The organism is Streptomyces sp. NBC_01268, from assembly GCF_036240795.1.
Taxonomy (GTDB): domain Bacteria; phylum Actinomycetota; class Actinomycetes; order Streptomycetales; family Streptomycetaceae; genus Streptomyces.
The window spans coordinates 2,957,223-2,975,735 of sequence record NZ_CP108454.1 but is presented as its reverse complement, the minus strand read 5'-3'; the positions used below and the strand labels follow the sequence as shown (position 1 = coordinate 2,975,735).

The following is an 18,513-nucleotide window of genomic DNA, read 5'->3' as shown; positions in this document are numbered from 1 at the left end:
TCCCCCAAGACGTTCTCGGCATCGCCCACTTAGACTCGCGAACAGCCCAGATGGTTACCCCCAAATATCTGTGATCTAGATCTCTTTGTGAAGGTCCTGTGCGTCACGTGTAGGTGAATTCACGTGAAGCGACGGAGCCGCAGGCTGTTGGTCACGACGAAAACGGATGAAAACGCCATGGCCAGGCCGGCGATCATCGGGTTGAGCAGCCCCGCCGCCGCGAGCGGCAGCGCGGCGACGTTGTAGCCGAAGGCCCAGCCCAGGTTTCCCTTGATCGTCGCCAGCGTGCGCCGGGAGAGCCGGATGGCGTCCGCCGCGACCCGCAGGTCCCCGCGCACCAGGGTGAGGTCGCTCGCCTCGATCGCCGCGTCCGTGCCGGTGCCCATCGCCAGGCCCAGATCGGCCGTCGCCAGGGCCGCGGCGTCGTTCACGCCGTCGCCGACCATCGCCACCGTGCGCCCCTGCTCCTGGAGCCCGCGCACCACGTCGACCTTGTCCTGCGGCAGCACCTCCGCGATCACCTCGTCGATGCCGACCTCCGCCGCCACCCGGTGGGCCGCCTCCCGGCCGTCCCCGGTCAGCAGCACCGGCCGGAGCCCGAGCCCGCGCAGCCGGGCGACCGCCTCCGCGCTGGTCTCCTTGACCGTGTCGGCGACCGTCAGCGTCCCGCGGGCCCGCCCGTCCCAGGCGACGTGCACGACCCCCGGGCCGCCCGCCCCCTCCGGCACCTCGATCTCCTCGGCCGCCAGCAGCGCGGCGCGCCCGACGAGCACCAGGTGCCCGTCGACCGAGCCGCGCACGCCGAGCCCCGGCACGTTCTCGAAGGACTTCGGTACGGGGAGCTCGCCCACCTTCTCGGCGGCGCCCGCCGCCACGGCGCGGGCGACCGGATGCTCGGAGGAGTGCTCCAGGGCACCCGCGATCCGCAGCAGCCCGGCCTCGTCGACGCCCTCGTACGCGTACACCTCGGTCAGGCGCATCACGCCGGTGGTGACCGTGCCGGTCTTGTCGAGGACGACGGTGTCGACCCGCCGGGTGGACTCCAGGACCTCGGGACCCTTGATGAGGATGCCGAGCTGGGCGCCGCGGCCGGTGCCGACCATGAGGGCGGTCGGGGTCGCGAGGCCGAGGGCGCAGGGGCAGGCGATGATCAGGACGGCGACGGCGGCGGTGAACGCGGCCGTCGTGTCGCCGGTGACGAGCAGCCAGCCGACCAGGGTGCCCAGGGCGATCAGGAGCACCACGGGCACGAAGACGGCGGAGATCCGGTCGGCGAGCCGCTGTACCTCCGCCTTGCCGTTCTGGGCGTCCTCGACCAGCTTGGCCATCCGGGCGAGCCGGGTGTCGGCGCCGACCCGGGTGGCCTCGACGACGAGGCGGCCCGAGACGTTGACGCAGCCACCGGTGACGGGGTCGCCGGCGGAGACGTCGACGGGCAGGGACTCGCCGGTGAGCATCGAGGCGTCGACGGCCGAGGCGCCCTCGGCGACGGTGCCGTCGGTGGCGATCCTCTCCCCGGGGCGTACGACGAAGCGGTCGCCGGTCCGCAGCGCGCCGACCGGGATCCGGGCCTCCGTCCCGCCGCGCAGGACCCCGACGTCCTTGGCGCCGAGGCGCATCAGGGCGTGCAGGGCGGCGCCCGCCTTCCGCTTGGCGCGGGCCTCCAGGTAGCGGCCGAGGAGGATGAAGGTGACGACCCCGGCGGCGACCTCCAGGTAGATCGTGGAGGAGGCGTGGTCGCGGGTGACGGTGAGGTCGAAGCCGTGCCGCATGCCGGGCATGCCGGCGTCGCCCAGGAAGAGCGCCCACAGAGACCAGCCGAAGGCGGCGAGGGTGCCGACCGAGACGAGGGTGTCCATGGTGGCGGCGCCGTGCCGGAGATTGGTCCAGGCGGCGCGGTGGAAGGGCAGCCCGCCCCAGACGACCACGGGGGCGGCGAGGGTGAGCGAGAGCCACTGCCAGTCGTCGAACTGGAGGGCCGGGACCATCGCGAGCAGGACGACCGGCAGGGACAGCACCGCGGAGACGGTCAGCCGCTCGCGCAGCGCCGCGAGCGCGGGGTCCTCGTCCGTGGCGGGGGCGTCCCGCCCGGCGTCGGGCTCGGGTTCCGGCGGCAGCGGTTCCTCGGCGGTGTAGCCGGTCCTGACGACGGTGGCGATCAGCTCGTCGACCGTGACCTCGGCGGGATGCTCGACGCGCGCCTTCTCCGTGGCGTAGTTGACCGTGGCGGTCACGCCGTCCATCCGGTTGAGCTTCTTCTCGACCCGGGCCGCGCAGGAGGCGCAGGTCATCCCGCCGATCGTCAGCTCGGTGGTCGTGGAGGTCATCTGGGGTCCCGGGGCTTGTGGAACGAGTACAGGGCCGTACCGCAACGGTACGGCCCTGCACGGGTGGCGCGGGGGTCAGGCGGCGGGGCCCACCAGCTCGTAGCCGGCCTCGTCCACGGCGGCGCGGACGGCCTCCAGGTCGAGCGGGCCGGCGGAGGTCACGGTGACCTCGCCGGTGGCGGCGACGGCCTTGACCGAGGAGACCCCGGAGAGCTCGGAGATCTCGCTGGAGACCGCGCCCTCGCAGTGCCCGCAGGTCATGCCCTTGACCTGGTAGACGGTGGTGAGTTCGGCCATGACGTTCTCCTCGTTCCGTGGTGGTGCGCTTCGGGGCGCCTGTGCCGTACTAGCACATATTATACCCCTAGGGGGTATGAATTGGCGAAGCGCCCCGCCCGGATCCCTTGAGCGGCCTCGGCCGCTCAGGTCCGGCCGCCGTCGCCGGCACCGGATCGCCCGGCGGAGCTTGTGATAGATACCCGATATGTCGCATTCGGGGACCACGCTGATCCTGATCATGGCGATCGCCGTCCTGGCGCCGCTGCTCGCCTACGGGGCCGGCCGCTGGCTCCCCGTGCCGCTCGTCATCTTCGAGATCCTCCTGGGCATCGTCATCGGACCCGACGTCCTGGGCTGGGCGAAGCCCGACGCGCTGATCGACGGCCTCTCGCAACTCGGCCTCGCCATGCTCATCTTCCTGGCCGGGTACGAGATCGAGTTCGGCAAGGTCCGCGGCGACACCCTGAGGCGCTCGGTGTGGGCCTGGCCGGCCGCCCTCGTGCTCGGCCTCGGCGCCGGCGTCCTGCTCGGCGACGGCTACGACAAGGGCGTCTTCATCGGCGTGGCCCTGACCAGCACCGCGCTCGGCACGGTGCTGCCGGTGCTGCGCGACGCGGGCGACCTGCACGGCCGGTTCGGATCGGTGGTCATGGCCTTCGGCGCGGTCGGCGAGTTCGGGCCGATCATCGCGATGGCGCTGCTGCTGAGCGGCCGCAGCCCCGCGGAGTCGACCGCCCTGCTCGCCGCCTTCGCCGCGCTCACCGCGGGCGCCGTCTACTGGGCGCTGAAGCCGCGCCGGCCGTGGTTCTCCCGGATCATCGACAGGACCCTGCACAGCAGCGGACAGTTCGCGGTCCGCTTCGTCTTCCTGCTGCTCGCGCTGATGCTGGGCGCCTCCACGGCGCTCGGACTCGACGTCCTGCTCGGCGCGTTCGCGGCCGGGCTGATCACCCGTCTGGTCCTGACCGGGGCCGCGCCCGAATCCGGGCCGCAGGTCCTGGAGAAGGTCGAGGCGGTCGGCTTCGGCTTCCTCGTCCCGGTCTTCTTCGTCGTCACCGGCATCGAGTTCGACCTGGACTCGCTGCTCGCAGGTGGCCGTACGCTGCTGCTCCTGCCGCTCTTCCTGGTCCTGTTCCTGGTGGTGCGGGGCGGCCCGGTCGCTCTCCTCGCCCCGCGCGACCTCGCCCGGCCCGACCGGGGCGCGCTGGTCCTCTACAGCTCCACGGCGCTGCCGCTCGTCGTCGCCATCACCACCATCGGCGTGGACGACGAGGCGCTGACGGCGGGCGAGGCGGCGGCGCTGGTGGGGGCCGGGATGGTCTCGGTGCTCGTCTTCCCGCTGCTCGCCCTGAAGCTGCGGGCGCGGGCCGGCGGGAAGGCGCTGCCGGCCGAGCAGGTCACGGGCTCGGAATCGTGGTGAGCGCGTCCCCGACGACCGGGTCGAGGTAGCGCCGCACGGCCTTCTTCAGCTCGACGACCACCGCGTCCCGCTCGGGGCCCTCGGGTGCCGCGAGCACGAGGGCGAGGCCGGCCTTGACGACGGCGAAGGTCATGTCGGCCATCCGGGCGCGCTCGGCGGGCCCGCTGTCCGGCAGGTAGTGGGCGAGCAGGTCGCCGACCCGGGCGAGCAGCGAGGCGTGCAGGGCGTCGTGCTCCTCGGCGATCCGGCCGGGGACCTCCGAGCCGTGCATGAGGGCGAGGAAGGCCGGGTTCTGGCAGTTGAACTCGATCATCGGGTCGAGCACGGCGTCGAGCATCTGCGGCAGCGGCAGCGCCAGGTTCTCGGGGGTGAAGGCCTGTCCGTGGGCCTCGCGCATCTCGGTGAGGAGCCGCTCGCCGAGCTCGATGGCGATGGCCTCCTTGTTGGGGAAGTACTGGTAGAGCGTGCCGGGGGAGACGCTGGCCTCGCGGGCGATCGCGTTGGTGCTGGCCGCCGTGTAGCCGCTGGCGCAGAAGACGTTGGCGGCGGCCTGCAGCAGCTGCGCTATGCGGCGTTCGCCGCGGGCCTGACGGCGACGCGGCTTCGGCGCGGACCCTTCTTCGGACATGGCTGTCCCCAGCTCTCTCAACACGTTTGACAAATGCGAGAGGTCGCTCGCATTCTTGTGGAACGCGAGTGATCACTCGTGTTTGCCAGTCTATGGCAATGGGCGACCCATGCGACCTGCCGGGAAGCGAGCGCCTGGGTCACGGTGAAGGGGACACCGCGTCATGGCCGAAGTCAAGAAACCGTCCACCGGTGGGGGGTGGACCCGGTTCGTGACGGCCCGGCCACGCCTCTCGCTCCTGGTCGCACTCGTGATCACCGCGCTCGCCGTCCTCGCGGGCAGCGGCGTCGGCGACCGGATGGGCAGCGGCGGCTGGGAGGACCCGGACGCCGAGTCCACCTACGCACTGGAGGTCCTGGAGCGCGAGTTCCCCGCCTCCCAGCCCAATCTGCTGCTGCTCGTCGACGCGGGCGCCGCCGGGGTCGACTCCCCGGCCGTCGCCGCCGAGGCCCGCCGCCTCGCCGAGCGGCTCGACGCCGAGCCCGGCGTCGGAGGGGTCGGCTCCTACTGGCAGACCGGCTCCCCGGCCCTGCGCTCCGAGGACGGGCGCCAGGCCGTGATCGCCGCCCGGATCGACGGCGAGGAGAAGGCCGCCGGAGAGGTCCTGGAGCGCGTCGCCCCCGAGTTCCGGGGCACCCACGGACCCGTGAAGGTCTCCGTCGGCGGCCCGCTCGCCGTGCGCCACGAGATGCAGACGACCATCCAGGAGGACCTGCTCAGGGCCGAGATGATCGCCCTGCCCATCACCCTCGTCCTGCTCGTCATGGTCTTCGGCAGCGCCGTCGCCGCCCTGCTCCCGCTCGGCATCGGCATCGTCGCCATCCTCGGCACCAACGCCGTGCTGCGCGGCATCACCGAACTCACCGACGTCTCCGTCTTCGCCCAGAACCTCACCACCGCCCTCGGTCTCGGGCTGGCCATCGACTACGCCCTGTTCGTGGTCCGCCGCTTCCGCGAGGAGCTGGCCGCCGGCGCCGACACCAGGACCGCCGTCGCCACGACCCTGCGCACCGCAGGGCGGACCGTGCTCTTCTCCGCCCTCACCGTCGCCGTCTCGCTCGCCGCGATGCTGGTCTTCCCGCAGTACTTCCTGCGCTCCTTCGCCTACGCGGGCATCGCGGTCGTCCTGCTCGCCGCCGCGGCGGCCCTGATCCTGCTGCCGGCCGCGCTCGTCCTGCTCGGCGACCGGGTCAACGCCCTGGACCTGCGGCGCCTCTTCCGGCGCAGGTCCGGTGCCGGGGGAGGGGAGCGGGAGGCCGGGGCGGGCTGGGCGCGCACGGCGGCCCTGGTGATGCGGCGGGCGCCGCTCTTCGCCGTGGCCACCGCCACCGGACTCGTGCTCCTGGGGCTGCCCTTCCTCGGCGTGAGGTTCGGTACCGCCGACGACCGCCAGCTGCCGGCGAGTGCCGAGTCCCGCGTGGTCCAGGACCACCTGCGGGACGCCTTCCCCGGCAACCCCGGAGGCGGCATCACCGTCCTCGCCGAGGGCGCCGCCACCCCCGGGCAGTACGCCGGGTACCGGGACCGGATCAAGGCCATCGACGGGGTCGCGCGGGTCGAGGGACCGGTGACCTCCCCGGCCGGCGGGCGCGGCCACGCCTACTTCACCGTCGTCCCCGAGGGCGAGACCGTCGGCACCGACGCCCAGCACGTGGTCGGCGAACTGCGCGCGGAGAAAGCCCCGTTCGACACCTCCGTGACCGGCGCCGCCGCCGTCCTCGTCGACTCCAAGGACGCCATAGGCGACCGCCTGCCCTGGGCCGCCGCCGTCATCGTCGTCGTCACCCTGATCCTGGTCTTCCTGCTCACCGGCAGCCTGCTCATCCCGATCCAGGCCGTCGTGCTCAACGCCCTCAGCCTCACCGCGATGTTCGGCGCGGTCGTCTGGGTCTTCCAGGACGGACACCTCTCCGGACTCCTCGGCTTCACGTCCACCGGGGACATCGAGACCACCCTGCCCGTGCTGATGTTCTGCGTCGCCTTCGGACTCTCCATGGACTACGGGGTGTTCCTGCTCTCCCGGATCAAGGAGGAGTACGACGCCACCGGCGACCACGAGCACGCGGTCCGGTTCGGACTGCGGCGCACCGGCGGGCTGATCACCGCGGCCGCCGTCATTCTCGCCGTGGTGATGGTCGCCATCGGCACCTCCCGGGTCACCAACACCAAGATGCTGGGCCTCGGCGTCGCCCTGGCCGTCCTCATGGACGCCATGGTGGTGCGCAGCCTGCTCGTCCCGTCGGTGATGAAGCTGACCGGCCGCCTCACCTGGTGGGCACCGGGACCGCTGCGCCGCTTCCACGACCGCTTCGGGATCAGCGAGGGCGGCGCCCCCGCGGCGCCGGAGGCGGAGCCGGAGCAGGACCGGAGTCCGGGCCCCGGGCCGGACGCCGCCCGGGAGAAGGAGCGCGTCGGATGAGCGAGGGCCCCGCACCACGGTTCGGGGGGGTGCGGGGCCCGCAAGGGGGAGGGGAGGCCCGGAGGCCCCGGGAGGCCGGGGAGGGGGCGTCAGTCCCGGCGGCTCCGGTTTCCGGGACGGTTCGCGACCCAGGCACGGATGGTGTCCGCGTACCAGTAGGGCTTGCCCGACTCGACGCGGTCGGGGGCCGGCAGCAGCCCGTGCTTCCGGTAGGACCGGACCGTGTCCGGCTGCACCTTGATGTGGGCGGCGATGTCCTTGTACGACCAGAGCCGTTTGTCCGTCATGCGTGGCACCTCCCTGCGTGCCCGGCAGCGGCGGCGGGGGTGCCGTCGGGGGAGCTGCCGGGTGTGTGCACTGGCGATCACTGAGCCTGTGCCCGGTGAACGACCCCTTCTGACGGGAGGAGAGCGCCTGTCGACTGCCTGTGACGGAAAACCCGTGTAACGGAGACATGTGTGACGAAGAGACGACGGATGTGACGTAAGTGACGCACAGTCATCAGGCGCCACAGGAGCGCAGAAAGCGGCGCGTGCGCAGCGCGATGGGGTAGGGCCGGTCCGGCTCGCACGGGTACATGTCCTGCTCCACGATGGCGAACAGGTCCACGTCCAGCGCCTGCGCTGCCGCCAGGACCGGTTCGAGGGCCGGCACCCCGGTGGGCGGCTCGCACATCACGCCCCGCGCCACCGCGGGACCGAACGGCAGCTCCTCGGCGACCACCCCGGCCAGGACCGCGGGGTCGACCTGCTTCAGATGCAGGTAGCCGATCCGCTCGCCGTAGGTCTCGATCAGCTTGACGCTGTCACCGCCGCAGTAGGCGTAGTGGCCGGTGTCCAGGCAGAGCGCCACCAGGTCCGGGTCGGTGGCGTCGAGCAGACGGGTGACGTTCTCCTCCGTGTCGACATGGGTGTCCGCGTGCGGATGGACGACCACCCGCAGTCCGTAGCGCTCCCGGACCTCGTGGCCGAGCCGCTCGGTCAGCGAGGTGAGGTGCCGCCACTGCGCCGGGGTGAGCGTGCGGTCCTCCAGGACCTCGCCCGTCTTGTCGTCGCGCCAGAAGGAGGGGATGACCACCAGATGCCGTGCGCCCATCGCCTGGGCGAGGGCGGCGTTCTCGGCCACGTGCGCCCAGGTGCGCTCCCAGACCTCCGGGCCGTGGTGGAGCCCGGTGAAGACGGTCCCCGCGGACACCCTCAGACCCCGGCGGGAGGTCTCCTCGGCGAGGACGGCCGGATCGGTCGGCAGATAGCCGTACGGGCCGAGCTCGATCCACCCGTAACCGGCCCCCGCCACCTCGTCGAGGAAGCGCTGCCAGGGCACCTGCCGCGGATCGTCGGGGAACCAGACGCCCCAGGAGTCCGGGGCCGAGCCGACCCGGATCCGGGACAGCGGCGCCGGGCTCGGCGGACCGGACGGAGACGGACTCGACGGCTGCGACGGCTTCGTCATGACCGCCACGATGACACACGTCCGAATGTAAGGACATGCCGTTGACAGCCTTCCGGACCGGCGACTAGACCTGGGTGCGGGCGGGGGCGCCGAGGCGAGAGGTGACGTGGCATGACGTCGGAGCCGTACGACCTGATCGCGATGGGCCGGATCGGAGTGGACCTCTATCCGCTGCAGAGCGGGGTGGAGCTGGCCCGGGTCGACAGCTTCGGCAAGTTCCTCGGCGGCTCCCCGGCGAACGTGGCCGTCGCCGCCGCGCGCCTGGGCAGCCGGACCGCGCTCGTCAGCCGCACCGGAGCCGACCCCTTCGGCGAGTACCTCCACCGCGAGCTGCGGGCCTTCGGGGTGGACGACCGCTGGGTCACCGACGTCGCCGCGTACCCGACCCCGGTCACCTTCTGCGAGATCTTCCCGCCCGACCACTTCCCGATCCACTTCTACCGCCGTCCCAAGGCCCCCGACCTGGAGATCCACTCCCACGAGCTGGACCTGCCCGCGCTCCGCGCCGCCCGCGCCCTCTGGGTGACGGGGACCGGGCTGAGCGCCGAGCCCAGCCGGACCGCCACCCTCGCGGCGCTGCGGGAGCGGTCCGAACGCCTCGACCCGGGCAGCGCGCTCACCGTCCTCGACCTGGACTGGCGGCCCGCCCTGTGGGAGACGCCCGACGAGGCGCCGCCGTACTACCGGGAGGCCCTGAAGCACGCCACGGTCGCCGTCGGCAACCTCGACGAGTGCGAGGTCGCCACCGGGGAGCGCGAGCCGCACGCCGCCGCCCGCGCGCTGCTGGCCGCGGGCGTGCGGCTGGCCGTCGTCAAGCAGGGACCCAAGGGCGTGCTGGCCATGGCCGCCGACGGCACCGCCGCCGAGGTGCCGCCGCTGCCGGTGGAGGTGGTCAACGGCCTCGGCGCGGGCGACGCGTTCGGCGGGGCCCTCGCCCACGGGCTGCTCGCCGGCCGGGACCTGGAGGGCGTCCTGCGCCAGGCCAACGCGGCGGGCGCCATCGTCGCCGGCCGGCTCGCCTGCTCGCCCGCGATGCCGTACGAGGACGAGATCGCCCTCGCCCTGGCCACCGGCACCGGCTCGATCCCGGAGCGGACGCCATGACACCCGGCGGTGCTTTCGGACAGTCCGCCGCCGGGCGGCGCGGGCCCGGCACCCGCGGGTGTCCCGCGCGTCGTCCCGTACGGGGGACCGGCGGATCTCCCGTACGGCGGACCGAGCGGGATCCCGGACCCGCGCGGCGGGTAGGGAGCTGACCATGGAAACCACGCCCGCCCCGCGCTCCCTCCACCTGCCCGCAGGTGCCGCCGCCCGCGGCCCGTACGCCGTCGACATCGACCCCGGGCGGGCCGGCTGGACCCACAGCGCGCTGCGCGTCCTCGACCTCCCGCCCGGCGGGACCCACCGGTTCGAGACAGGGAACAGCGAATGGGTGGTGCTTCCGCTGTCCGGTGGCGGTACGGTGCGCGTCGACGGGGAAATCCTCGAACTCGTAGGCCGCGCCAGTGTGTTCGACGGGGTCTCGGACTTCGCCTATGTGCCCAGGGACGCCCACGTCCAGATCGCCTCCGGTGCGGGAGGCCGCTTCGCTTTGGCAGGAGCGAAGTGCGAGCGACGACTCCCCGCCCGCTACGGCCCCGCGCCGGAGGTTCCCGTGGAGACCCGCGGCAGCGGCAACCGCAGCCGCGAGGTGCGCAACTTCGCCGCCGCGGACACCTTCGCCTGCGACCGGCTGATCGCCGTCGAGGTGATCACCCCCGGCGGCAACTGGTCCTCCTATCCGCCCCACAAGCACGACGAGCACCGCCCGGGCGAGGAGTCCGTCCTGGAGGAGATCTACTACTACGAGGTCGACGAGGCGGCAGAACCCGCCGGTGCGGCCTCCGGCGCCCCCGGCCGGGCCTACGGCTACCAGCGGATCAGCCCCTCCCGGCCCGGCGGCGCCGAGCTCCTCGCCGAGGTCCGCGGCGGCGACGCCGTCCTGGTGCCCGACGGATGGCACGGCCCGTCCATTGCCCAGCCCGGCCATCCGCTCTACTACCTGAACGTCATGGCGGGACCCGGCCCCGAACGGGAATGGAAGATCTGCTTCCACCCCGACCACACGGAGGGATACGCATGAGCGTCCGGCTCACCGTCGCCCAGGCCCTGGTGCGCTTCCTCGCCGCCCAGCACACCGAGCGCGACGGCGTGCGCCGGCGCCTGATCACCGCCACCTGGGGCATCTTCGGACACGGCAACGTCGCCGGGATCGGGCAGGCGCTCGTCGAGTACCCCGAGCTCATGCCGTACCACCAGGGCCGCAACGAGCAGGCCATGGTGCACGCCGCCGTCGGCTACGCCCGCCAGTCCCGCCGGCTCCAGGCGCACGCCGTCACCACCTCCATCGGCCCCGGCGCCACCAACCTCGTCACCGGTGCCGCCCTCGCCACCGTCAACCGGCTGCCCGTGCTCCTGCTGCCCGGCGACACCTTCGCCACCCGCCCCGCCGACCCCGTCCTCCAGCAGCTCGAAGTCCCCTACGCGGGCGAGGTGTCCGTCAACGACTGCCTGCGCCCCGTGTCGAAGTACTTCGACCGGATCACCCGCCCCGAGGCGCTGATCCCGGCCGCCCTCGCCGCCGTGCGGGTCCTCACCGACCCCGCCGAGACCGGCGCCGTCACCCTCGCCCTGCCCCAGGACGTACAGGCCGAGGCGTACGACTGGCCCGAGGAGTTCCTCGCCGAGCGGACCTGGACGGTGCGCCGCCCCCGCCCCGACCGGGACGAGCTCGACGCGGCCGTCCGGGCGGTCGCCGGCGCCGAGCGGCCGCTGATCGTCGCGGGCGGCGGCGTGAAGTACAGCGGCGCCGAGGACGCCCTGCGCACCCTCGCCGAACGGGCCGGCCTGCCCGTCGCCACCACCCAGGCGGGCAAGGGCGTCCTGCCGTACGCCCACCCCTGCGAGGTCGGCGGCATCGGCCACACCGGCACCGCCACCGCCAACGAGCTCGCCCGGGCCAGCGACCTGATCATCGGCGTCGGCACCCGCCACACCGACTTCACCACCGCCTCCGGCACCCTCTTCCACCCCGACGCCCGCTTCCTCAACCTCAACATCACCGGCTTCGACGCCCACAAGCTGGCCGCCCTGCCCCTCGTCGCCGACGCCCGCGAGGGCCTCGCCGCCCTCACCGAGGCGCTCGCCGGACACACCGGGCCCGGCGGCGGCCCCGACCGGAACCCGGCCGCATGGAGGGCCGCGTCGACGGACCCGTCGACGGACCCGTCGAAGGCCGCGTCGAAGGACGTGTGGACGGACGCCCCCTGGGCGGAGTCCAAGCGCGCCTGGCAGGCGCGCACCGACGCCGCGTACACCCCCGACAGCGAGGACGCCCGCCCCACCCAGGCGCAGGTCCTCGGCGCACTCGACACCTTGGTCACCGGGGACGACATCCTGATCAACGCGGCCGGGTCACTCCCCGGCGACCTCCACAAGCTGTGGCGGGCCCGCTCCGCCGACCAGTACCACGTCGAATACGGCTACTCGTGCATGGGCTACGAGATCCCCGCCGCCCTCGGCGTCGCCCTCGCCGCGCCCGGCCGGCCCGTCTGGGCGCTCGTCGGCGACGGTACGTACCTGATGAATCCCACCGAGATCGTCACCGCCGTCCAGGAAGGACTGCCCATCAAGGTGGTCGTCCTGCAGAACCACGGCTACGCCTCGATCGGCGGCCTGTCGGAGGCCGTCGGCGCCGAGCGCTTCGGCACCGACTACCGGCTGCGGGCCCCCGACGGCGGCTTCACCGGGCCGCCGCTCCCGATCGACCTGGCGGCCAACGCCGCCTCCCTCGGCATGCGGGTGCTCCGCCCCCACACCATGCGTGACCTGCGAGAAGCCCTCGCGGACGCACGGGAGGCGGCGGTTCCCACATGTGTCTACGTCGAGACCGAAACGGCAGACAGTGTGTCGGGCCCGCCCTCCGCCCAGGCGTGGTGGGATGTGCCCGTGGCCGAGACGTCGACCCGCCCGTCGGCGGTCAAGGCCCGCGAGGAGTACGACCGGCACGTCACCGCCCGACGCCGCCACCTGTAGCAGCCAGAAGGAGCATTCCGTCATGACGAAGACCGTCAACCACTGGATCGGTGGCAAGAGCGTCGAGGGCACGTCGGGCAACTGGGGCCCGGTCACCGACCCGGCCACCGGCGCCGTGACCACCCAGGTCGCCCTCGCCTCGGTGGAGGAGGTCGACGCGGCCGTCGCGGCCGCGAAGGACGCCTTCGCGACCTGGGGCACCTCCTCGCTTGCCCAGCGCACCACGATCCTCTTCCGCTTCCGCGCCCTGCTCGACGCCAACCGCGACGCGATCGCCGAGCGGATCGTCGCCGAGCACGGCAAGGTGCACTCCGACGCGCTCGGCGAGGTCGCCCGCGGCCTGGAGATCGTCGACCTGGCCTGCGGCATCACCACCCAGCTCAAGGGCGAGCTGTCCACCCAGGTCTCCAGCCGCGTGGACGTTGCCTCGATCCGCCAGGCCGTCGGCGTCGTGGCCGGCATCACCCCGTTCAACTTCCCGGCGATGGTGCCGATGTGGATGTTCCCGCTCGCCATCGCCTGCGGCAACACCTTCGTGCTCAAGCCGAGCGAGAAGGACCCGTCGGCGGCCATGAAGATCGCCGAGCTGCTCGCCGAGGCCGGTCTGCCGGACGGCGTCTTCAACGTCCTGCACGGTGACAAGGTCGCCGTGGACCGCCTCCTGGAGCACCCGGACGTCGCCGCGATCTCCTTCGTCGGCTCGACCCCGATCGCCCGCCACATCCACACCACCGCGGCCGCCAACGGCAAGCGCGTCCAGGCGCTCGGCGGCGCCAAGAACCACATGCTGGTGCTGCCCGACGCCGACCTCGACGCGGCCGCCGACGCGGCGGTCTCGGCGGCGTACGGCTCCGCCGGCGAGCGCTGCATGGCGATCTCCGCGGTCGTCGCGGTCGGCGCGGTCGGCGACGAGCTCGTGGAGAAGATCCGCGAGCGCGCCGAGAAGATCAAGATCGGCCCCGGCAACGACCCGGCCTCCGAGATGGGCCCGCTCATCACGGCCGTCCACCGCGACAAGGTCGCCTCCTACGTGCACGGCGCCGCGGCCGAGGGCTGCGAGGTCGTCCTCGACGGCACCGGCTACACCGTCGACGGCTTCGAGGACGGCCACTGGATCGGCCTGTCCCTCCTGGACCACGTGCCGACCACGGCCAAGGCCTACCAGGACGAGATCTTCGGCCCGGTGCTGTGCGTGCTGCGCGCCGACACCTACGAGGAGGGCCTGGCCCTCATCAACGCCTCGCCGTTCGGCAACGGCACCGCGATCTTCACCCGCGACGGCGGCGCCGCCCGCCGCTTCCAGATGGAGGTCGAGGCCGGCATGGTCGGCGTGAACGTGCCGATCCCGGTGCCGGTGGGCTACCACTCCTTCGGTGGCTGGAAGGACTCGCTCTTCGGCGACCACCACATCTACGGCAACGACGGCATCCACTTCTACACCCGCGGCAAGGTCGTCACGACCCGCTGGCCGGACCCGTCCGAGGCCCCGTCCGGCGTCGACCTGGGCTTCCCGCGCAACCACTGACCCCGGTCAGCCGGCGCGGTCGGTAATGCACTGGCCCCCAGGGTGCGTGGGAACGCATCCTGGGGGCCATGTCCGTATCCCTCCCCGTCCCGCCGAAGCACGCGATCCGCGCGCTCCACACCGACACCACGGTGACCGTCTACCAGGCCTACAGCCCGTCCCTGGGCCTGCCGGCCGCCCGCGACGGGCGCTTCCCCGACGCCTGGAAGCGCGAACGGATGACCTGGATCAAGCCCTCGTTCCTGTGGATGATGTACCGCTGCGGCTGGGGCCTGAAGGACAGCCAGGAGACCGTCCTCGCCGTCGAGATCACCCGCGAGGGCTTCGAATGGGCCCTGCGCCACGCGTGCCTCTCGCACTACGTGCACGGCTTCCACCCCGACCACGACACCTGGCGGCGCGAGCTGAGGACATCCCCGGCCCGCGTCCAGTGGGACCCCGAACGCGACCTGCGCCTGGCTCCCCTCCCGTACCGCTCCCTCCAGCTCGGCCTCGCCGGGGAGGCCTCCCGCCGGTACGCGGACGAGTGGACGGTCGGCATCCGCGACGTCACCCCGCTCGCCCACGAGATCCACGCGCTGGTCCGCGACGGACACCTGGAGGAGGCCGGACGCCTGCTGCCGGAGGAACGGGCGTACCCGGCGGGGGACGGGCTGCTCGCGCGGATCGTCGCGTAGCGGCGGAGGCCGAGGGGCGCACTCCGTCCGCGAGCCCCCGCATACCGCGGTTGGTGTACGCGGAGGGCGCCGCGTACGACCTGAGGAGGCGGCGGAGTTCCGCCCCGGGGCAGCCGAGCCGGAGTCGTCCGGCCGCCTAGGCTCGACACCATGCAGCTGCGACTTCCCCGGAGGGGCCTTCCTCGACCCGGTCTGCCGAGGTGGGCGGCGGTCGCCACCGTCCTCGCCGTGCTCGTGGGAGGCGCCGGCACATGGACCGCCGTCGCCTCCGACGACCCGCCGCCCGTGCAGCGCGCGGACCGGATGCTCGACCTCGACGGGGTGCGGATCGACACCTCGTACTTCACCGCGGGCGGCTCCGGCCGGCGCCCCGCCGTCCTCCTCGGGCACGGCTTCGGCGGCTCCAAGGACGACGTCCGCGAGCAGGCCGAGCGGCTCGCCCGCGGCGGGTACGCGGTGCTGACCTGGTCCGCGCGCGGCTTCGGCGGGTCCACCGGGCAGATCGGCCTGAACGACCCGGAGCGCGAGGTCAAGGACGTCCGCGGGCTGGTCGACTGGCTGGCCGGCCGGCCCGAGGTGCTGCTCGACAAGGCGGGCGACCCGCGCGTCGGCGTCACCGGAGCCTCGTACGGCGGGGCGATCTCGCTGCTGGCCGCCGGGTACGACCCGCGCGTGGACGCCATCGCGCCGCAGATCACGTACTGGAACCTCGCCGACGCCCTCTTCCCGAACGGCGTGTTCAAGAAGCTGTGGTCCGGGATCTTCTTCTCCGGTGGCGCGGGGGAACCCAAGGGGGGCACCGGAACCGGCACTGGCACCGGCACCGGCACCGGCACCGGCACAGGCCCAGGCACCGCGGCCTGCGGACGCTTCAGCCCCGAGGTGTGCGCCCTGTACCAGCGTGTCGCCGTCGCCGGGAAGCCCGACGCGGCCGCCCGCGCCCTCCTGGAGGCGCGCAGCCCGTCGGCCGTCGGCGCCCGCATCAAGGTGCCCGCGCTGATCGTCCAGGGCCAGTCCGACTCCCTCTTCACCCTCGCCCAGTCCGACGCCATGGCCCGGACCATCGCCGCGAACGGCGCCCCGGTCGCGGTGGACTGGACGGCGGGCGGCCACGACGGCGGCGACCGGGAGACGGACCGCGTCGAGGCGCGGATCTCGGCCTGGTTCGACCGCCACCTCAAGCGGGACGCCTCGGCCGCGACCGGCCCCGCCTTCCGGGTGAGCCGTACCGGGGGCGTCGACTCCACCGACGGGCGCGCGACCCTCCGCGGCGCGACGGCCGACACGTACCCGGGACTCGCGGCGGGACAGGTCCCGGTGGCGCTCTCGGGCCCGGCGCGTTCCTTCGCCAACCCGGCGGGCGCGAATCCGCCCGCGATCTCCGCGGTCCCGGGCCTCGGCGGCGGACTCTCGCAGCTCTCCTCGCTCGGCGTCGGCCTGTCCGTGGACTTCCCCGGCCAGTTCGCCGCCTTCGACGCCCGTCCGCAGACCCGTGCGGTCCGGATCACCGGCTCGCCGACGGTCAGGGTCCGGGTGACGTCGACCGCCCCCGACGGCTCGGCGGTCCTCTTCGCCAAGGTGTACGACGTGGGACCGGACGGGCGGCAGCAGGTGCTGCCCGCCCAGCTCGTGACCCCGGTACGGGTCGCGGACGCCGGGCGCGGGCGGACCGTCGACCTGACGCTGCCCGCCGTCGACCACGAGGTGGCGTCCGGCCACCGGCTGCGCCTGGTGCTCGCCGCGACGGACCTCGGCTACGCCTCGCCCGCCGCTCCCGCCACGTACACGGTCGGGGTCGAGAGCGCCCTGACGGTGCCGACGGCGCCGGGCGTGACGACGCAGGCGGCGGGGCTGCCGTGGTGGGTGTGGGGCCTGCCGCTGCTGGGCGTCCTCGCCGCGGCGGCGCTGCTCCTGACGGCCCGCCGCAAGGTCACCCCGCCCGCCCCGGACCCGGCGCTCGCCGAGGTCCCGCTCCAGATCACCGGCCTGTCCAAGAAGTACAAGGGCGGCGACCGGTACAGCGTCCGCGACCTGTCCTTCCGTGTCGAACAGGGCCAGGTCCTGGGCCTGCTGGGTCCCAACGGCGCGGGCAAGACGACGACCCTGCGCATGCTGATGGGCCTGATCACGCCCGACGAGGGCGAGATCCGGGTCTTCGGCCAGGCGATCCGGCCGGGTGCGCCGGTGCTCTCGCGGGTCGGCGCGTTCGTGGAGGGCGCGGGCTTCCTGCCGCACCTGTCGGGCCGCGAGAACCTGGAGCTGTACTGGCAGGCGACCGGCCGCCCCGCCGAGGACGCGCACCTCGGCGAGGCGCTGCGCATCGCCAACCTGGGCGGCGCCCTCGAACGCGCCGTCCGCACCTACTCGCAGGGCATGCGGCAGCGCCTCGCCATCGCGCAGGCCATGCTGGGCCTGCCCGACCTGCTGATCCTGGACGAGCCGACGAACGGCCTCGACCCGCCGCAGATCCGGGAGATGCGGGAGGTGATGATCCGGTACGCGGCGGGCGGCCGGACCGTCATCGTCTCCAGCCACCTCCTCGCCGAGGTCGAACAGTCCTGCACCCACCTCGTGGTGATGGACCGCGGCGGCCTGGTGCAGGCGGGCCCGGTGCGGGAGATCACCGGCTCCGACGACACGCTCCTGGTCACGCTGGGCGGCCCGGTCCCGGACGCGGTGGTGGAGAAGCTGGGTGCGGTACGGACCGACGCGGGCCTGCTCGTACGCCTGGACGCCGCCACGACGGCCACCGCGCTGATCGCCGAACTCGTCCGCCTGGAGGTGCCGGTGACGGGCGTGGGTCCGCACCGGCGTCTTGAGGACGCGTTCCTGACCCTGATCGGAGAGACCGCATGACCGCCGCCGCTCTCGGCTACGCGCCCGGCCGCACCCTGCCCCTGCGGGTGGAGGCCCTGCGGCAGTTGAAGCGCCGCCGCACGCTGGTGATGGCCCTGATCCTGGCCGCCCTGCCCTTCGTCCTGATCGCGGCGTTCGCGATCGGCGGCGGCCCGGACGGCTCGGCGAACAACCGGATCACCCTGATGGACACGGCGACGGCCTCGGGCGCCAACTTCGCGGCGACCTGCCTCTTCGTCTCCGCCGGCTTCCTCCTCGTCATCCCGGTCGCCCTGTTCTGCGGCGACACGGTCGCGTCGGAGGCCGGCTGGTCGTCCCTCCGCTACCTCCTGGCGGCCCCCGTCCCCCGCGCCCGCCTCCTCTGGTCGAAACTCACCGTCGCCCTGGCCTTCAGCGCGGCGGCGATGCTCCTCCTGCCCCTGGTGGCCCTCGCCGCCGGCACGGTGGCCTACGGCTGGGGCCCCCTGAAGCTCCCCACCGGCGGCGCCCTCCCCGCCGGCGACGCCCTCGTCCGCCTGGCCCTGGCGACGGCCTTCGTCTACGTCTCCCAACTGGTCACGGCCGCCCTCGCCTTCTGGCTCTCCACCCGCACCGACGCCCCCCTGGGCGCGGTCGGCGGCGCCGTCGGCCTCACCATCATCGGCAACGTCCTCGACGCCGTCACCGCCCTCGGCGACTGGCGCGCCTTCCTCCCGGCCCACTGGCAGTTCGCCTGGGCGGACGCGCTCCAGCCCCAACTGGAGTGGTCGGGCATGGTGAAGGGCACGGCGATCTCGGTGACGTACGCGGTGGTGCTGTTCGCCCTGGCGTTCCGCGGGTTCGCGCGGAAGGACATCGTGTCGTAGCCGCCCTCGGC

At 73.4% G+C, this 18,513-nt stretch carries 14 protein-coding genes; 9 read left to right on the top strand and 5 right to left on the bottom strand.

Translation table 11 applies throughout. The annotated features are described in order from the left end of the window. Positions 1 to 119: 119 nt before the first annotated feature. Complete coding sequence (locus tag OG309_RS13130) at positions 120 to 2,327, bottom strand: heavy metal translocating P-type ATPase (protein ID WP_329420741.1); 2,208 nt, start codon at positions 2,325 to 2,327, stop codon at positions 120 to 122. A 75-nt stretch (positions 2,328 to 2,402) separates the two neighbouring features. Beyond that, entirely contained in the window at positions 2,403 to 2,702 is a 300-nt protein-coding gene (locus OG309_RS13125) for a heavy-metal-associated domain-containing protein (RefSeq protein ID WP_402544400.1), read from the bottom strand. Between the two features lie 109 nt (positions 2,703 to 2,811). Here OG309_RS13125 and OG309_RS13120 point away from each other — a divergent pair, with 109 nt between their 5' ends. Then, complete coding sequence (locus OG309_RS13120) at positions 2,812 to 4,026, top strand: cation:proton antiporter (protein WP_329420739.1); 1,215 nt, start codon at positions 2,812 to 2,814, stop codon at positions 4,024 to 4,026. On the opposite strand, the gene OG309_RS13115 is transcribed toward OG309_RS13120, so the two are convergent. Further along, the gene (locus OG309_RS13115) at positions 4,004 to 4,654 is read right to left on the bottom strand and encodes a TetR/AcrR family transcriptional regulator (protein ID WP_329420737.1); all 651 of its coding nucleotides are present in this window, start codon (positions 4,652 to 4,654) and stop codon (positions 4,004 to 4,006) included. The two genes, OG309_RS13120 and OG309_RS13115, sit on opposite strands and share 23 nt — an antisense overlap. A 163-nt stretch (positions 4,655 to 4,817) precedes the next feature. On the opposite strand from OG309_RS13115, the gene OG309_RS13110 reads away from it, so the two are divergent. Further along, positions 4,818 to 7,073, top strand: a complete 2,256-nt coding sequence (locus tag OG309_RS13110; RefSeq protein WP_329420736.1) for an MMPL family transporter — start codon at positions 4,818 to 4,820, stop codon at positions 7,071 to 7,073. Positions 7,074 to 7,162: 89 nt separating this feature from the next. Here OG309_RS13110 and OG309_RS13105 read toward each other — a convergent pair whose 3' ends face one another. Both OG309_RS13105 and OG309_RS13100 read right to left on the bottom strand, forming a co-directional pair. Further along, positions 7,163 to 7,360 (bottom strand): helix-turn-helix transcriptional regulator, encoded by a 198-nt coding sequence (locus tag OG309_RS13105; protein WP_329420734.1) that lies wholly within the window; start codon positions 7,358 to 7,360, stop codon positions 7,163 to 7,165. A 214-nt stretch (positions 7,361 to 7,574) separates the two neighbouring features. Beyond that, positions 7,575 to 8,525 carry a sugar phosphate isomerase/epimerase family protein gene (locus tag OG309_RS13100; RefSeq protein ID WP_329420733.1) on the bottom strand — a complete coding sequence of 317 codons (951 nt, stop codon included), beginning with the start codon at positions 8,523 to 8,525 and terminating at the stop codon, positions 7,575 to 7,577. Positions 8,526 to 8,636: 111 nt separating this feature from the next. On the opposite strand from OG309_RS13100, the gene iolC reads away from it, so the two are divergent. The 7 genes from iolC (at position 8,637) to OG309_RS13065 (ending at position 18,502) form a co-directional block, all read left to right on the top strand. Next, complete coding sequence (iolC, locus tag OG309_RS13095; RefSeq protein WP_329420731.1) at positions 8,637 to 9,629, top strand: 5-dehydro-2-deoxygluconokinase; 993 nt, start codon at positions 8,637 to 8,639, stop codon at positions 9,627 to 9,629. Between the two features lie 154 nt (positions 9,630 to 9,783). Further along, positions 9,784 to 10,647 (top strand): 5-deoxy-glucuronate isomerase, encoded by an 864-nt coding sequence (iolB, locus tag OG309_RS13090; protein ID WP_329420730.1) that lies wholly within the window; start codon positions 9,784 to 9,786, stop codon positions 10,645 to 10,647. After that, positions 10,644 to 12,599 (top strand): 3D-(3,5/4)-trihydroxycyclohexane-1,2-dione acylhydrolase (decyclizing), encoded by a 1,956-nt coding sequence (gene iolD, locus OG309_RS13085; RefSeq protein WP_329420728.1) that lies wholly within the window; start codon positions 10,644 to 10,646, stop codon positions 12,597 to 12,599. The genes iolB and iolD overlap by 4 nt, the downstream gene beginning before the upstream one ends. A 22-nt stretch (positions 12,600 to 12,621) precedes the next feature. After that, entirely contained in the window at positions 12,622 to 14,124 is a 1,503-nt protein-coding gene (mmsA, locus tag OG309_RS13080) for a CoA-acylating methylmalonate-semialdehyde dehydrogenase (RefSeq protein ID WP_329420726.1), read from the top strand. Positions 14,125 to 14,192: 68 nt separating this feature from the next. Then, entirely contained in the window at positions 14,193 to 14,801 is a 609-nt protein-coding gene (locus OG309_RS13075) for a DUF4291 domain-containing protein (RefSeq protein ID WP_329420724.1), read from the top strand. 150 nt (positions 14,802 to 14,951) lie between these two features. Then, a complete protein-coding gene (locus tag OG309_RS13070) occupies positions 14,952 to 17,657 on the top strand; it encodes an alpha/beta fold hydrolase (RefSeq protein WP_329420722.1) in 2,706 nt (901 codons plus the stop codon). Further along, positions 17,654 to 18,502, top strand: a complete 849-nt coding sequence (locus OG309_RS13065; RefSeq protein WP_329420721.1) for an ABC transporter permease — start codon at positions 17,654 to 17,656, stop codon at positions 18,500 to 18,502. The genes OG309_RS13070 and OG309_RS13065 overlap by 4 nt, the downstream gene beginning before the upstream one ends. The last annotated feature ends 11 nt before the right edge of the window (positions 18,503 to 18,513 follow it).